15 protein-coding genes are annotated in these 15,545 nt (G+C 42.2%); 8 read left to right on the forward strand and 7 right to left on the reverse strand.

Features of this window, described 5'->3' with window-relative positions; genetic code table 11:
• Window position 1: 1 nt before the first annotated feature.
• The 8 genes from JF50_RS11170 to JF50_RS11205 all read left to right on the forward strand — a co-directional run bounded on the left by JF50_RS11170 (window position 2) and on the right by JF50_RS11205 (window position 8,121).
• On the forward strand, window positions 2-766 hold the full coding sequence (locus JF50_RS11170; protein WP_039609484.1) for a transketolase: 765 nt from the start codon (window positions 2-4) through the stop codon (window positions 764-766).
• Window positions 763-1,689, forward strand: coding sequence for a transketolase family protein (locus tag JF50_RS11175; protein WP_039609485.1), 927 nt, complete (start codon window positions 763-765; stop codon window positions 1,687-1,689). The genes JF50_RS11170 and JF50_RS11175 overlap by 4 nt, the downstream gene beginning before the upstream one ends.
• Window positions 1,690-1,691: 2 nt before the next feature.
• Window positions 1,692-2,927 (forward strand): class I SAM-dependent methyltransferase, encoded by a 1,236-nt coding sequence (locus JF50_RS11180; RefSeq protein WP_039609486.1) that lies wholly within the window; start codon window positions 1,692-1,694, stop codon window positions 2,925-2,927.
• A 75-nt stretch (window positions 2,928-3,002) separates the two neighbouring features.
• The gene (locus JF50_RS11185; protein WP_235423419.1) at window positions 3,003-4,019 is read left to right on the forward strand and encodes a radical SAM protein; all 1,017 of its coding nucleotides are present in this window, start codon (window positions 3,003-3,005) and stop codon (window positions 4,017-4,019) included.
• Between the two features lie 6 nt (window positions 4,020-4,025).
• Window positions 4,026-4,886, forward strand: a complete 861-nt coding sequence (locus JF50_RS11190) for an NAD-dependent epimerase/dehydratase family protein (protein ID WP_039609488.1) — start codon at window positions 4,026-4,028, stop codon at window positions 4,884-4,886.
• The gene (locus JF50_RS11195) at window positions 4,876-5,925 is read left to right on the forward strand and encodes a zinc-binding dehydrogenase (protein WP_039609489.1); all 1,050 of its coding nucleotides are present in this window, start codon (window positions 4,876-4,878) and stop codon (window positions 5,923-5,925) included. Before JF50_RS11190 ends, JF50_RS11195 begins: the two co-directional genes overlap by 11 nt.
• Before the next feature lie 33 nt (window positions 5,926-5,958).
• The gene (locus JF50_RS11200) at window positions 5,959-7,404 is read left to right on the forward strand and encodes a PfkB family carbohydrate kinase (protein ID WP_039609490.1); all 1,446 of its coding nucleotides are present in this window, start codon (window positions 5,959-5,961) and stop codon (window positions 7,402-7,404) included.
• Window positions 7,405-8,121 carry a nucleotidyltransferase family protein gene (locus JF50_RS11205; protein ID WP_039609491.1) on the forward strand — a complete coding sequence of 239 codons (717 nt, stop codon included), beginning with the start codon at window positions 7,405-7,407 and terminating at the stop codon, window positions 8,119-8,121.
• A gap of 202 nt (window positions 8,122-8,323) precedes the next feature.
• On the opposite strand, the gene JF50_RS11210 is transcribed toward JF50_RS11205, so the two are convergent.
• The 7 genes from JF50_RS11210 to JF50_RS11240 form a co-directional block, all read right to left on the reverse strand.
• Window positions 8,324-10,411 carry a 6-hydroxymethylpterin diphosphokinase MptE-like protein gene (locus JF50_RS11210; protein WP_039609492.1) on the reverse strand — a complete coding sequence of 696 codons (2,088 nt, stop codon included), beginning with the start codon at window positions 10,409-10,411 and terminating at the stop codon, window positions 8,324-8,326.
• Window positions 10,412-10,430: 19 nt separating this feature from the next.
• Window positions 10,431-10,727: a hypothetical protein gene (locus tag JF50_RS11215; protein ID WP_039609493.1), complete on the reverse strand. Its 297-nt coding sequence runs from the start codon at window positions 10,725-10,727 to the stop codon at window positions 10,431-10,433.
• Window positions 10,717-11,145: a flagellar export chaperone FliS gene (fliS, locus tag JF50_RS11220; protein WP_039609494.1), complete on the reverse strand. Its 429-nt coding sequence runs from the start codon at window positions 11,143-11,145 to the stop codon at window positions 10,717-10,719. Before fliS ends, JF50_RS11215 begins: the two co-directional genes overlap by 11 nt.
• A gap of 17 nt (window positions 11,146-11,162) precedes the next feature.
• Window positions 11,163-12,584, reverse strand: coding sequence for a flagellar filament capping protein FliD (gene fliD / locus JF50_RS11225; protein ID WP_039609495.1), 1,422 nt, complete (start codon window positions 12,582-12,584; stop codon window positions 11,163-11,165).
• A 21-nt stretch (window positions 12,585-12,605) separates the two neighbouring features.
• Window positions 12,606-13,016: a flagellar protein FlaG gene (locus JF50_RS11230; RefSeq protein WP_039609496.1), complete on the reverse strand. Its 411-nt coding sequence runs from the start codon at window positions 13,014-13,016 to the stop codon at window positions 12,606-12,608.
• An 86-nt stretch (window positions 13,017-13,102) separates the two neighbouring features.
• On the reverse strand, window positions 13,103-14,062 hold the full coding sequence (locus JF50_RS11235) for a flagellin (RefSeq protein ID WP_039609497.1): 960 nt from the start codon (window positions 14,060-14,062) through the stop codon (window positions 13,103-13,105).
• 159 nt (window positions 14,063-14,221) lie between these two features.
• Window positions 14,222-15,184 (reverse strand): flagellin, encoded by a 963-nt coding sequence (locus tag JF50_RS11240; RefSeq protein WP_039609498.1) that lies wholly within the window; start codon window positions 15,182-15,184, stop codon window positions 14,222-14,224.
• Between the last annotated feature and the right edge of the window lie 361 nt (window positions 15,185-15,545).

Genomic DNA, 15,545 nt, shown 5'->3' on the forward strand with positions numbered 1-15,545 from the left:
TATGAATCAAGATCTGAGAAAACGTATAGCAGAGATCATTTATCAAGCAAAAGAAGGGCATATACCAAGCTCCTATTCAATTGTTGATATCATCAATCACCTATACACATCGGTGCTGTCTTATGACAGCAACAATCCAACTTGGGAAAAAAGAGATTATTTCATTCTCTCAAAAGGCCATGGGTGCGCGGCCTTGTGGGTAGTACTTGAAAAACTCAACTTGCTGCCTGAGCGAGCGCTTGAACAATACTCCCAATTTGGCGGCATCTTAGGCGGTCACCCAGACAGAACTAAAGTCCCCTTTGTTGAAGCATCAACGGGTTCATTGGGACATGGTATGCCCATGGCGGTAGGCTGTGCGCTTGCGCATAAAATAACAGGTAATGACAACAAGGTGTTTTGTTTGGTGGGTGATGGTGAGTGCCACGAAGGGACTATCTGGGAAAGCGCCCATGTTGCGGCCAACCGCAACCTCAACAACCTCACTGTCATTGTTGATTGGAACCAATCAGCCGCGCAGTTATGCCCAACCGATGATCTCCCTGCAAAATGGCGAAGCTTTGGTTGGCATACTGTGGTTTTTGATGGTCACGACCAAACTCAAATTGAAGCGGCGTTTAACGAAAACGATGCTCAAGCCCCCACTGTTTTAATTGCAAAAAATGTCAAAGGTAAAGGTGTAAGCATGACTGAAGGTCACGGCCCTTGGCACCATAAAATTCCATCAAAAGAAGAGCTAGAACATATTTTGGAGGCATTGTCATGAGCAATCTAAGACAAGCATTCGCCGATAAGATGCTTTCTGTCGGTGCCGATGACCCTCGTTTAGTGGTGATGGTGGGAGATATTAGTCATGGTATTTTAAAACCTTTCGCTGCCGAATATCCACAGCGGTATTATAACGTGGGTATTTGTGAACCAACCATTGTCGGTATGGCAGCAGGCATTGCAAGTACAGGCCTTGTTCCTGTCGCCCATACTATCGCACCGTTTCTCATTGAACGTTCTTTCGAACAAATAAAACTCGACTTTGCGTATCAACAATTAGCGGGCAACTTTATTACCGTGGGTGGTGCTTTTGACTATGCTCAACTAGGGTGTAGCCATCACTGCTACAACGATATCGCGTTAATGTGTCAATTAGACAATACGGTGGTCACAAGCCCTGCCAGTGACTATGAATTTTCTGAACTGTTTTCGCAATGTTACGACCAAGGTACGATTAACTATTTTAAGCTCACTGAAAACCCACACAATGTAGACTTTACAGGGCAGGTAGAGCTTGGCAAAGCCATTGTTGTTGAGCAAGGTCACGATCTCACCTTACTTGCTGTCGGCCCTCAGTTAAAACAGGCCCTGTCGGCATATGAAAACCTCACAGCTCAGGGGCACAGTATCGAATTAATCTACATTCACACAATTAAACCTTTTGATGCACCAACTGTTATCAACAGCATCGCCAAAACAAAAGCCATCATTGTATGTGAAGAGCTGTCGGAACATGGTGGTGTCTATGATGTTGTCATGCGCCACTGGGCAAGCCGTGACAAAGCGCAATTTAAGCAGTTAGCCATTAAAGAAATGATCCATGATTACGGAACTTATGAACAATTGTGCCAAGTTGCTGGTTTAACCGATAAGCACATCAGTGATCACGCAATTACCATGCTTGAGAATAAAAAGGCGTAGTTATGTCATATGAGCACGACTTAAAAAAATACCGCAATATTAATTATGACACACGGCAATCGTGCTCTGTATGTGGCTTTAAAAACACCGTGCCAGTGCTGGAATTGCCAGCACTGCCACTGACCGAAGTATTTATTAATCAACCTGGTATTCCATCTCTTGGAGAAACGGATCAATCACTGCATTGTTGCCCCAAATGTGGCCATGCCCAATTGCAAAATGTGCTCGACCAGTCGTTACTTTACTCTAGTAAAACAGGCTATGAATTTAGAAGTTCTCAAAGCTATACAGGAAGAAAAACCGCAGAATTCTTCAAGCAGTTTTTAACTTCGCTGAACTTTAAAGAGCACTATAACTGTGCTTTAGAAGTCGGTTGTAATGATGCCTATTTACTCAAAGAATTGAAGCCAATAGCAAAAGAGTTAATTGGTATCGACCCGATATTAAAAGGACATGAAGCTGATATTAACGATGAGCAAGTCACGGTGTACGGAGAATTTTTTGAAAGTTGTAACGTCAGCCAATCGCCCGATTTAGTCATTTGTAAAGATGTCATTGAACACGTCACTGATCCCAAAGCACTTATTCAAGAGCTTGTCAGCGTTGCAAAAAGCAATGCTCTGTTTTTAATCCAAGTGCCTATCTGGGATAAACTTGTCGAGAATTATAACTTCGATCATGTTTTCCACCAGCACTTGAACTATTTCAGTTTGGCTTCGTTTACCACCCTTTTAGAATCACTTGGGTGCTCACTCATTGACTGGACCGTCAATGAGCAACACTGGAATAGCGCGATTTTCGCATTTACAAACCAAACAACGTCAACCACAGGCCAAGTCCAGACCGTCGACATCGAGTCTGTCAGTGCCAGTATCAAAGTGTTTCAACACCAAATGCAAGCTTGTGAGTTGGCATTAGAAACCGCCGCACGCCAATTCCCTGTTTATGGTTACGGTGCCGCACTGATGTTGCCTGTGATCAAATATCACTTTCCCAATCAACTTAGTGTTATTAGCCAAATCTTTGATGATAACCCAAACCGAAATGGTCAATATTATTTAAATTCAACAACACCAATTGTATCTACCGAGTGCGCTGAGGGTCTTCATGATGCTGCCGTTATGCTCACAGCATTTTCTTCTCGCTTAAACGCAAAAAGAATGCTGGCAAGACTAAGTAATGAAATTCAGCCAAAGCAAATTTATTACCCGTTTTCTTTATTAAGCGGAACGATATAGGGGTGCAACACTATGTCTTCTTTCCACAACAAACACGAGCTCATCACCAATAAAATTTTCAGCGGCGAATTGATTATGCCTCACAGGTATGTCTTTGTGCTCACCAACCTCTGCAATCTTGACTGCAGTTTTTGCTTTCAGGACAGAGATCGACGCGACGATGCAATGACCACTGATGATTGGCTTAAAGTCGTTGACCAACTGCCCGAGTATGCACGTGTCACTTTTACTGGTGGTGAGCCCTTAGCATTTAAAGATTTTGAAGTCATAGTTAATGCAGTCGCAAAAAAGCATGACTGTAATATGATCACCAATGGGCTGTTACTCTCTGAAAAGAAAATAGACTTTATATTAAGTAAGAAAAACTTCAAAGTATTGTCTATCTCAATTGATGATATCGGCAACTTAAATCGTGATGTAAAACCACGCCAATGGGAGAAATTAGTAAGCCAAATAAACTACTTTCACAAGCGTAAAGCCGAGTTGAATAGCGATTGTGTGTTAGACATTAAAACCGTTGTGTTAGACAAAAATGCAAAAGACTTACTCACAATACATAAGTACAGTGTTGAAACATTAGGTGCGAATACCCACGCTTTCCAGTTCCTTAAGGGAAGTCACTTACAGCATTCTGATAAAATGCATGACATGGTGGAGATGTATGCAACCTCACATGCGCCTACCTACGAGCACTTCGATGTGATCTTAGAGCAATTAGAGTTAGTTAGACAGTACAATCAACACAGCCCGTGTAATGCCTTTGTTCACCCAAAAATTTGTGATTTGAGCTCAGCCGACCCCATACCTAAAGTGTCTTATATCAACAGTGAACGATTCCGTCCCAAAGACTTTCAAGCGTGTAAGTTTCCTTGGTCTAGTGTCCACATCAACGTTGATGGCAATTTATTTCCTTGCATCGCCGTCAGTATGGGCAATGTAAAAAATACAGCATTAGAAGACATTATTACCGGGGAGCTATTCACTGAATTTAAAGATGCTTTATCAAAACATCTTGTGGAGGGCTGTAATCGCTGTGGCTGGATAAGACCTAACCCTAAATTAAATATCATTGATTCTATTACTTTAAAGTAGGTAATTATGGATAAGACAGTCATACTTGGCGGCAGTGGTTACATTGGTCACAATGTAACTAAAGCCCTTAGTCAACAAGGAATTGAAGTCGTAGCACTCAGTCGAAAAGACGTAGACCTTGAAGATAGTGCAGCGGCTGCCTCAAAGCTGGCGGGGCATTTGTTAGATGCTGAGAACCTAATCATCTGCTCAGCCATTACCCGCACGTCAGCCAATGATACCCATAGCTGTAACAAAAATATTAAGCAACTACAGACAATCATTTCCGCTTTACAGACATATCTACCCAAGCGAGTGATATATCTTAGTGCCGCAGATGTATATGGTCATTATGGAAGTCGCGCCACAGAAAGCTCGGTACTCACACCGCAAAATGAATATGGTGCATTTAAAGTCTTTGCAGAAAATATGCTGAGGATCAACTTTGCCGCGCAGTGCAAGCTTTCAGTGCTGAGGTTTTCAGGTGTGTTTGGGGGAGATCAAGATACCAGTAGCCTTATTTATCGCTTGCACAGTTCTGTCATCAACAATACAACCATCTCTTTATCGAATAATGGCTTAAGCAAACGCGACTTTGTGCCTGTTACACTGTTAGCTGAGGTGATAACACAGCTAGTCAGGTGCAATACCGACGGCACATTCAATGTCTCAACAGGACAAGAGCTAAACATTGTCGATTTAGTTAGCTCAATAGAGCGTAGCTGTGACAAAAAAGCAGCGCTTAATTTAATTTCTGATAAATCAGATAGAGATTTTGATTTATCTTTGGATAATTCAAAATTGATCTCTCATTTTCCGACACTGTGCATACCCAACTTGCACGATGCCTTGGCACGTTTTTTATGTGAGTTACCTCATGAACATTAGTATTCCTAACGAGTTTAATGCAGCCGTCTTAACTAAGACAAATGAAGCATTGGAAATTAAATCAATAAAAACGCCAAAATTAGATGCAGGACATGTGCTCGTCAAAATAAAACAAGCGGGACTGTGTCGTAGTCAGCTAATGGAAGCCCGTGGGCATCGAGGTGAAGATAAATATCTCCCGCATCTACTTGGCCACGAAGGTGTGGGGCAGGTTATTGCGACAGGGCCAGATGTCAATAAAGTTAAGGTCGGTGAACGCGTCATATTGGGTTGGCTCAAAGGCAGTGGTATAGACACTGGCGGCATGGTGTTCTCTTCGGTGAGTGGAGAGCAGATTAATGCAGGGCCCGTCACAACGTTTTCGGAATATACCGTTGTATCAGAAAATAGAGTAACTCCCTGCCCTGATGACATTACCGATGATATGGCCGTGCTTTTAGGCTGTGCACTACCAACCGGTGCAGGCATTGTTCTGAATCAAGCAAAACCAACCCCTGATGACACTGTAGTGCTCGTTGGTCTGGGCGGGATTGGATTAAGCGCACTCCTAATGCTACTTCACTTTCAACCAAAAACCATTGTTGTCATCGATGCTAACCCTAACAAGATAGCCTTAGCCAAATCTTTGGGCGCTACTCACGGGTTTGAGCTAGATGATAATTTGCAAAATACCCTCAGTGAGCTTTTCCCTATTGGCTTCGATATCGCCATTGAATGTGCGGGGCAAACTAGTTCCATTGAGCTTGCGTTTGAGCTTATAAATAACTCGGGAAGATGTATTTTCGCTTCTCACCCACCAAACGGTGAAAAAATACAACTTGATCCGCACGCCCTCATTTGCGGAAAACGCATCGAAGGGTCTTGGGGCGGTGGCTCAAACCCAGATACCGACCTCGTCAAGATTGGCCGTATCTTACAAAACATGACGCTACCAACCGAGTTATTCGTATCTCACAGGTATTCTTTGACTGACATTAATAACGCCTTTGACGATCTAGAGCGAGGTGCTGTTGTTAGAGCTATGATTGAGTTTGAGTAGCATGTTCAAGGTAAAAGAGAGAAAGGTTAAAAGATGAAAAACACAGTCTTAGTACAAGGTAATTTTGACGTTTTACACCCTGGCCATATTCGTCTTTTAAACTTTGCAAAAGAATGCGGAAACGAACTAACGGTAGCCGTCAACTCAGATGCGTCGATGACGGTTAAAAGTCGAGTCTCAGAGCGCCACCGTTTGGAAATGGTGCAATCTTTAGAATGTGTTTCAAACGCGTTCCTGACCGACTCACCACCCGCCGACGTTGTTCGAAAATACAAACCAGATATTGTAGTCAAAGGCAAAGAGTTTGAGGATAGGCCAAACGATGAACTCGATGTTTTATCTCAGTACGGCGGTAAACTCATTTTTGGTTCAGGGGAATTTGAGTCTAATGCCGAACAATTTATCAAAAGAAATCGTCCGATAGATCGCAGCTTTGAATATTCAGAAGCCACCAGTTACGCGCAAAGACATGAAATACAATTCCAAGAAATCGAAAACTGCCTAAATAGAGTAAAGCAGGTAAGGGCATTAGTCATTGGCGAAGTTATCGTCGATGAATATGTTCAAGGGACTGCCGTTGGACTCTCCCAAGAAGATCCCACCATTGTGATGACGCCCAGTAAAAAAGAAACATTTTTAGGTGGAGCTGCTATCACTGCAGGACATATTAAATCGATTGGCGCACAAAAAGTACATTTGATCTCTGTGCTCGGAAATGATGAAGCGGCCTCCTATACACAAAAAAACATACAAGATTACGAATTGGAGCCGCATTTTTTTACCGATGAAAGCCGCCCTACTCCCCTTAAAACAAGATACAGAGCAAGCTCCAAAACACTATTGCGAGTAAACCAAGTTCGACAACATAAAATATCAAAATCACTTCAGCAGGACATTTTCTCTACCGTAGAATCATTAATTCATGACATAGATCTCGTGGTGTTTTCTGACTTTAATTATGGCGTTTTACCTCAAAAGCTGGTTGACCAAGTTACTCAGCTTTGCCAGCAGCAGCACATCAAAGTTGTCGCAGATAGCCAAACATCTTCACAAGTTGGAGATATATCTCGCTACCGAAATATGGACTTCATTACACCCACCGAAAAAGAGGTACGTGTTGCATTGAATAACCCAGACGACGGTTTAGTGATCTTAGCTAAAAAGCTGTCAGAAAAATCTAACCCGAAGAATGTTGTGATTACATTGGCGGAAGAAGGGATCTTCATCCATAAACCCGGTGACAATTCGCAGCAATGGGAAAATGACAGATTGCCTGCAATCAATAAGAATGCGGTAGACCCTGCTGGTGCAGGTGATTGCTTTTTGGCCGCCAGTGCATTAGCGCTCACTGCGGGTGCTACCTCATGGCAAGCATGCTACTTAGGCAGTATTGCATCCGCATGTCAGGTGGGATCTGTGGGTAATACACCACTGGAACTCACAACGTTAAAAAAAGCCGTTATGGACTCATTTAATTAGATGAAAGCTATTTTACTCGCAGCAGGCCTTGGCACACGCCTTCGCCCAATTACAGACTCAATGCCCAAATGCTTGGTGCCAATTAACGGCAGGCCTTTACTCGACCTTTGGATTGAAAAACTTATCAACTTAGGTGTCGATGACATACTGATAAATACTCACTACTTTTCAGAACAAGTGGAACTATTTATCCACCAGCACCCCCACAAAGCTAACATCACCGTTGTGCGAGAGCAGGAGCTTTTAGGTACTGGTGGTACACTTATCGCAAATGCTGAATTCTGGCGAAATGAGACCACACTCATCATTCACGCAGATAACTATTGTCATGACACACTCGACGGACTCATGAGCGCACATAAAAATAGGCCCTCACACAGCCTTGCTACTTTACTTTTATTCGAGACGCCGACACCTGAGCAATGTGGCATAGTTGAATTAAGTAAAGAAGGTGTTGTCCACGCTTTCCATGAAAAAATACCTAACCCGCCCAGTAACCTCGCCAGCGGCGCACTCTTTGTGTTCTCTGAGCAGGTTTATTCAAACTGGCTATCACACTTCAAATCGCATCATTTTTATGAAATCAGCCTGGATTTCGTCCCACTCATGATAGGCAATTTATACACGTATAAAACCAATGAAATTTATGTAGATATTGGCACACCTACCGCATACAACAATTTACAGTCACAGCTTGCTATACAAAATGCAGGGTGAGCGATTAACTTCGATTTTGTGTGGTGAACATCGATGTAGGCTGGCCATGCCGCAGTAGCCTATATGATGGGCTTATACGGGATCACTAAATTCTATGTATAACAGGTAAGAAATGTGTCGTCTTTAACAATGATTGGCGAGTCGTACTGAGTGACACAAGCGTACTAACCACCAGGTCACTCAGGCTAAGCAAGCAAGGAAATTAATCCTTGCCATGATCACATTTAGTTCTGTAATTGTGCTGATAGTATTCTTTCATTTCGATGATATACCCCTGCCAGAGGGTGTTTACTTTCGCGTAGCTTTCTAAAGTAAACTGCTCGTCTGTATAGGTATATAGCAATGACAGCATGGGGCAATGATAGTACAGCAATGCGCCTTTAATCATATGATGCAAATGGTGCAGCGCTGTATTTCGAATCGCGTAAACATATCGAGCTTGTCTTAAGAGGTTGTCGGACGCTTCTTTTACAGAGCTTACAGGCTCTTTTGCCAATCCCAGCACATGATCACAAATTTCGTTAAATGCTTTTACACCCAACAAGGTGTCATCAAATTCTTCTAAATCGAATTGTTCAAAAAAATCACTTTTCAGAAATTCGACCTGCTCATTGATGTCTCTGTTTGCCTCAGGTAAAGGCAACAGCTCTTCAGCGCGAACCGGGTGAGCCCCTTTGAGTTTTGCGCCATTACCAATGTTATACACTGTTCTATTTGGGTAATGTCCTATCAGTTTCTCTAACTGGAAATGCGCCCCCATAAACAAATCGTTTGATTCTACTTGCCCACCAAAGTTTGCAGGTAAATACTTACCATTCATCCCCATACAGACAAGCCCTTCTTCGTTCTCGTCTTCTAAGTTGTTACGATAAATACTATCTTTACTATGGTGTTCACCGGTAGGTAAATTGCCATTATCTATACCAAATAAGTAAATATTTTTAAAACCCGAGAACATAGCAAACGATAGCGCCGTGTTTGCAACAACAGGATTACAATATGGCATAAGAGGTATGCCCTTGTTGTTCAACGTCTGGCTCACCACCTCAAGCAAGAAGGTTCCAGCTTCATTACCTTTGCCAGCCACTCCCGACCACTTATACCTATCGGTTGTGTCAGGATAGAGTGTATTAAGCCCAATTAAATTGGTTTTCTTGTATTCCTCAGGCGGTAAAAAGTCGCCAAATACTTTGTAATTGTAATATGGCCTTTCAACTAAAACGTGAAAGTCACAATCAATCCCTTTTTTACTAAGTGACGCAATGGCAGTACCCGCCGCAAAAATAATGGCTTTGTCTGCATTTTCTCGAATGAACTCTTCCGCTTCATCCAAGGAAGGACCATTACCAACAATGAATATTGGAGTTGATAAATCGACCCGTTTTTGCTGTGGCAATGTCAATACTGGAGTGTTTTTCTCAACCAGGTGTACAGTGTGCGCCAATCCGGTGATGGCATCGTTAAAGAAACCATGACCATACTGAAATCTAAAATACTGAGAGGACCACTGCTGGATCAGTTCAATGATTTCAGGTAAGGGTGTGTGCTGATAGCAAAACGAGCGTACCACGGAGAACGCGCCAATATCATCTGCTAATGTTTCTAAGTCCTGAATAAATGTCTGTTCATCAGCCCCTAATTGAAAAAATAACGAGCCTCCGCGCTCATCCACTTTCTCGATGATAGAGAACCAGTCGGTACAAAATAAGCTGGCAAAAAAGACTTCGAAATCTGGTTCAATTAAGAAACAATAATCAAATGATGTTTTCTCTAACAATAAATCAATATGATAGCCTAACCCAATACCAAAGATCATAGCTGAAGGAAAGTGCTCTGGTAACACAGTAAGACGCTCTTTCTGTTCTGCCTGTATTTCTTGGAACGCTTTTGTTAATGCCCCCATGTAACGAATATGGATGCGTTTATCATCTTCTAGGATTGGGCTTGCAGTATAATCAGTGGCACTGAATGTTGGATGTTGGATACCATATTCAACTTGTGCGCTCACTTGTGAAATCGGGTCATCACCATAAATTGGCGCATGATGGTTTTTTGGCACAAAGTTACCAACTCCGGTCGTGGTAACATGAATACAAAAATCTTCTCTTACCTTGTATTCGCTAATGGCGGTGGCAATTTGCGGGTAATATTTTTCAAAACACGCTATGTTACGTGCAAACCGTTCATTTGCTTCTACCGCAAACTTAGCTTCTCTTTCTTGATGCTCTACGGAGCTTGATAGTTGTTCATCAAGCTGCTGAATTTGTTCTTCGAGGGACTTTTGACTCATAGGTATATTGGTTTTTTAATTATATGCTTTTATAAGCGTTGATCTTTTTTTGGTTACCCATATGCTTGGAGAGCTGTGAAGTAACATCCGCTTTTTGCATTTGAAGCTTTGCGTTTAAATCGACAATATTAGTGTAGCAATTTTGAAGATACTGAACTTGCTGCTCAGACAAATTGAGCGCTGTATTTGAAAATATGCTTCTTAACGAAACATCTAACTTAGATAATGTCGTTTCTGCTTTGTCTAGCTCACCTGCCACACAGTGAGCTTCCAGGTCTTCTAAGTAGTCAGCAAGCTTATCTAGCTCACCCGACATTGGCGTCTGTACCATTTTGATTCAGGGTCTTTTCTCTGACGTCATAAGGAATAGCATCCCAAGCAGACTTAATCTCTTTTAACAGGTTTGACACTTCTTCAACGATGGCTGGATCATTTTGCATACTCGCGTCTAACAAACGTTCAAGCATGTAGGTATACAAAGCATACAGGTTTTCTGTCACTTCACCACCGACTTCAAAATCAAGGCAGTCTCTAAGTGCACCAATAATCGCAGATGACTTTGAGATGTGTTCAGCTTTGGCTTCCAAGTGTTTTTTCTCAATGGCCACTTTTGCTAACACCATTTTCTCAATTGCGCCAGCCATAAGCATTTGGATTACTTCATATCTATCAGCACCTGCGACTCGCGTTTTAAGTGCCTCACGCTGATAATTTTTGACTCTTGCGTTATACATAACGGCTCCTTAATTTGTTATTTCTTAGTAAACCCAGGCAAATTAGCAAGCTGCGCACCAAGGTAGTTTTGTGTTTGCTGCATTTGAGCAATCAATACATCCAGGCCAGCATACTGTTTACGCAATCTATCTTCCAAAGACGCCATTCGATACTCATGATCTAAGACATCATCTTCAAGTTCCTTAATCTGACTATTTAAGCTATCTTCCCGTTGCTTAAGTAACCCGCTTGAATCTACGTAGTTGCCAAGTAAACTTTCAAGTTCTTTGGCAACCCCATTTTCTCCTGCAAACGCTGTGCCAATATCATCAAAGTTAGAGTCCATCGCTTCGTTTATACTACGTACTAACGATGACTTTTCTAGGTAGCCTTCTTTGTCAACGCCCAAGCCAATGTCAAAAATAGACTCAAAAGGTCCCGCATCCGTCAAAGATTTTGACAACGAGCTCACCAGCTGGTCATCTAAACTTCTCATCGAAGAGTCACCATTTAATGGCTCCCCGATACGCGTTCTAAAACCTATCTGTCCAATCACGGCATTATAATTGGTAATAAACTCATCTATTAACGTATTAACCGAATCTCGGTCATAGTCAATATTTAATTTAGCTGTTTCGTATTCTAGCGAAGTCGCATCCTGTACACTTTTCGCTTTTGCCGTAATCGTCATGTCTTGTACGGCATCTTTAAAGGTGTTTGAGTCACTGGTTACAAGCAGACCATCAACCAGTATTTCTGCATCTAATGCTTTGTCATCATCCGCAATCACCATACCACCTGTTGGGTTTGTAGTAGCATCATAAGTCTCAATAGCATCAAGCTCAGCGGTATCGCTGGTGATCACCAAATTATTACTGGAGCCCGTCACACTTGATGTTAGGACCAGCTTACTACCAACATCAGTGTCACCGGTATTGATGATGTTTGCTGTGACGCCAAAGTTATTCTCATCCGCATTAATCGCGTCTCGTAATTCATTAAGCGTCATACCAGCCGTCACGGTGAGATCGAAATTATTTGTGCCCGCTGCAAAGGTTAACGTTCCACCCGATGCACTCACCACGGCATCGGCGTCTGCAAAGGCACCATCGGTGCTTACAGCGCGGCTACCTTGAGCGAGTTGCTTTACAGCAATTTCAAAATTACCAACAGAAATATCGGATGTTGGCGTAACACTGATAATATCACCACTGGTAGGTTGCGTAATATTGGCAACCCGTTTGTTGAAATTATCAATGTCCGCCAATTTTTCGACAGTGTCATTGAGGGTAGATAAGGCAGACTTCACCTCGCCAATCGCTGAGAGTTCGACACTTAAGCGCTCATCCTTAATTGCAAACTGTTGCATCTTAGGTCTATTTTCAGCATCCACAGACGCTTTAATAATACTCTCAAGATCCAAACCGGAGCCTACCCCAGCTGATGTAATAAGTGGCATTTTGCTACCTCCAACTAATAATCATGCAGTTCTGTCGAACAACAAGCCTTTACCTGATACCTTATCGGCAAATTCATCCAAAGCCTTAGCTACTTCTCTAAACTCTTCAGAAGGAATTTCCCTGATCACTTCTTCGCTATCTCTGTCAATGACTCTGATAAAAGGCGGATCTCCGTTTTCATCAAATTCAAAAGACAAATTAGTCGAAGTAACAGGTAAAACATTATTCAGCCTATCAAGATTGGCTTTCACCTCTTCAAAAAGTTCTGGTTGTACTTGACTCCCATCTTCTTTCTTTTCTCGAGATAGCTCAAGTTTGCTCGTATCCTCAACGGCTCGTAATGTTTCGCTTCCTTCTTCGGGCTTCAGTTTATCAGGAGTTGGCACCATGCCGTTCGATCCCACTCCAACAGCAGATTGAACGTCTTTCATAATACACCTCCAAGTAACAAGCCTAATTTATAGTATACGTCAAGTTTGTATTGAGTCCCAAACTTGACGCAACCATAATGCCAAAATTAACCAAGTAGAGAGAGTGCGACCTGCGGTCTTTGGTTAGCCTGACTTAGAATTGAACTACTTGCCTGCTGCAATATCTGCATCTTAGTTAAGCTCGCAGTCTCTGTAGCAAAGTCTGTATCTTTAATACGAGAACGTGCAGCTGATAAGTTTTCAGATACGTTTGATTGGTTACGAATAGTAGATTGGAATCGGTTTTGAACCGCACCCAGTTCCGCACGCTTTTTATCTACCACAGCGATAAGTGAATCCATACCCGCTAAAACAGCTTGTGCATTAGCTTGTGACGATACACTGATTGAGCCGGCTTGGAATGTATCACTGAATGTATAGTCATTTGTTGCGTTAGAAATCGCACTAACACCACTTACAAATCCAGATAAGTCATTACCAACAATGGCACTCGCGATACCAGCGATACCTGATAGCGTAAAACCGTTGTTAGCCGCTAAATCATTTGCTGTGCTTGATACATTTTTCATGCTGAACGTGATTGTCTGCACTGCGTCAGCACCCACCTGGAAGCTAGCATCATATGTACCATCTAACAGATTTTGACCACCAAACGTAGTATCCGCAGCAACACGATTCACTTCTGAAGAAAGTGAGCGGATCTCTTCTTGGATCGCTAATCTATCTTCATCAGTATTCGAGCCGTTCGAAGCCTGTTGAGCAAGTGTTCTGATACGTTGGAACATTTGCGTTGTTTCATCCAGCGCACCTTCTGCTGTTTGCGCTAGTGAAATACCATCGTTTGCATTTCGAATACCTTGATTCAGGCCGTTAATTTGCCCTGTCAAACGGTTAGAAATCTGCAAACCTGCTGCGTCATCTTTCGCACTGTTAATACGAGTACCTGATGACAATCTTTGGAATGAAACATCCAAAGCATTTGCTGAGTTGTTTAATTGCCTTTGCGCATTCAAAGAACTCACATTGGTGTTTACGTATAAAGCCATAATAGCCTCCGCTTTATCAATTTTGGTCGCTAGAACGGGATACCCCTACCCTGTTTTAGCGATTGCTAGAGTCCTAAAGTTATAGTTCTCTAACTCCGCTATCGACCGATAAAGCGAAAGCTTTAGCTTTATTTGCAAATATTTTAAAAAATAATTTAATTAACCCTGTAATAAGCTCAATGCAGCTTGAGGTCTTTGGTTTGCTTGACCCAAGATTGTTTGGCTAGCTTGTTGTAATATTTGATTCTTAGTAAGCATAGCGGTTTCGTGTGCAAAGTCAGCATCACGAATACGAGATTTCGCAGCTGCTAGGTTTTCAGAAATATTAGATTGGTTACGTATTGTCGATTGGAATCGGTTTTGTACGGCACCTAACTCTGAGCGCTTTTTATCAACAACAGCAATCAATGAGTCCATACCTGCCATAACAGCTTGTGCGTTAGCTTGTGACGATACACTAATTGATGCAGCTTGATATACGTTACTAAATGTATAATCGTTAGCTGCACCAGATACCGCACTGACTCCTGAAGCGAAACCAGATAAGTCATTACCAACAACCGCACTGGCAATACCAGCGATACCAGAAATCGTGAAACCGCCGTTTGCAACCATTGTATTTGCAGTCGTTCCGACGTACTGCATGCTGAATCCAATCGTTTGAACAGCATCAGCACCGACCTGGAAATTAGCAGCATACGAGCCATCAAGTAAGTTTTGACCACCAAATGTCGTATCAGATGCAACACGGTTTACTTCCGCAGATAAAGAGCGGATCTCTTCTTGAATCGCTAAACGGTCTTCATCTGTATTTGAGCCGTTTGCCGCTTGCTGTGCCAGAGTACGAATACGCTGGAACATCGTCGTGATCTCATCCATTGCACCTTCAGCGGTTTGCGCCAGTGAAATACCGTCGTTTGCATTTCGGTTACCTTGGTTTAAACCTAAAATCTGAGACTGCAAACGGTCAGAGATTTGAAGACCTGCCGCATCATCTGCGGCACTGTTAATACGTAGACCCGATGAAAGTCTCTTAAAAGAAGTATCTAGTTCTACGCCCGACTGTTGCAGCTGTCTTTGTGCATTCAACGAGCTGACGTTGGTATTTACATATAAAGCCATGGTTCACTCTCTCTATTCAAACGCTCTATCAAGAGCGGTTAATCAGTACAAGGAGGCAATCCGAATCGATAATTTTTTAGCGATGGGGCAATAAACTGCCACTTGCACAACTCTTTCTAAGTTTGAATAGATAAAAGCAAACAATATGCCAATAAATAAAATTTTTTTTGACTACATACATAAATACAATTTAAAGTTTTGATTTAAATGCATAAAATAGAAATTCAGAAATAAAAAAGGAGGCGAACGGCCTCCTTTTTTGAAGTTTGAGAGTGAGTGTCAATATTTTATTCTAAATATTGGCACGAAAAGTGCTAACATTAATGTGTTCATTGAATATATGAACTGTCTTGGATTTTAA

This window comes from Pseudoalteromonas luteoviolacea (genome assembly GCF_000814765.1).
GTDB classification, from domain to species: Bacteria; Pseudomonadota; Gammaproteobacteria; order Enterobacterales; family Alteromonadaceae; genus Pseudoalteromonas; species Pseudoalteromonas luteoviolacea_H.

What these genes read in the sequence shown, in the direction of transcription:
- JF50_RS11195 (WP_039609489.1), top strand. Translation starts at nt 4,876, where the DNA reads ATGAACATTAGTATTCCTAACGAGTTTAATGCAGCCGTCTTAACTAAG.
- JF50_RS11175 (WP_039609485.1), top strand. Translation starts at nt 763, where the DNA reads ATGAGCAATCTAAGACAAGCATTCGCCGATAAGATGCTTTCTGTCGGT.
- JF50_RS11190 (WP_039609488.1), top strand. Translation starts at nt 4,026, where the DNA reads ATGGATAAGACAGTCATACTTGGCGGCAGTGGTTACATTGGTCACAAT.
- JF50_RS11205 (WP_039609491.1), top strand. Translation starts at nt 7,405, where the DNA reads ATGAAAGCTATTTTACTCGCAGCAGGCCTTGGCACACGCCTTCGCCCA.
- JF50_RS11170 (WP_039609484.1), top strand. Translation starts at nt 2, where the DNA reads ATGAATCAAGATCTGAGAAAACGTATAGCAGAGATCATTTATCAAGCA.
- JF50_RS11235 (WP_039609497.1), bottom strand. Translation starts at nt 14,062, where the DNA reads ATGGCTTTATACGTAAACACCAATGTGAGTTCTTTGAATGCGCAAAGG.
- JF50_RS11240 (WP_039609498.1), bottom strand. Translation starts at nt 15,184, where the DNA reads ATGGCTTTATATGTAAATACCAACGTCAGCTCGTTGAATGCACAAAGA.
- JF50_RS11200 (WP_039609490.1), top strand. Translation starts at nt 5,959, where the DNA reads ATGAAAAACACAGTCTTAGTACAAGGTAATTTTGACGTTTTACACCCT.
- fliD (WP_039609495.1), bottom strand. Translation starts at nt 12,584, where the DNA reads ATGCCACTTATTACATCAGCTGGGGTAGGCTCCGGTTTGGATCTTGAG.
- JF50_RS11185 (WP_235423419.1), top strand. Translation starts at nt 3,003, where the DNA reads ATGCCTCACAGGTATGTCTTTGTGCTCACCAACCTCTGCAATCTTGAC.
- fliS (WP_039609494.1), bottom strand. Translation starts at nt 11,145, where the DNA reads ATGTATAACGCAAGAGTCAAAAATTATCAGCGTGAGGCACTTAAAACG.
- JF50_RS11230 (WP_039609496.1), bottom strand. Translation starts at nt 13,016, where the DNA reads ATGAAAGACGTTCAATCTGCTGTTGGAGTGGGATCGAACGGCATGGTG.
- JF50_RS11215 (WP_039609493.1), bottom strand. Translation starts at nt 10,727, where the DNA reads ATGTCGGGTGAGCTAGATAAGCTTGCTGACTACTTAGAAGACCTGGAA.
- JF50_RS11180 (WP_039609486.1), top strand. Translation starts at nt 1,692, where the DNA reads ATGTCATATGAGCACGACTTAAAAAAATACCGCAATATTAATTATGAC.
- JF50_RS11210 (WP_039609492.1), bottom strand. Translation starts at nt 10,411, where the DNA reads ATGAGTCAAAAGTCCCTCGAAGAACAAATTCAGCAGCTTGATGAACAA.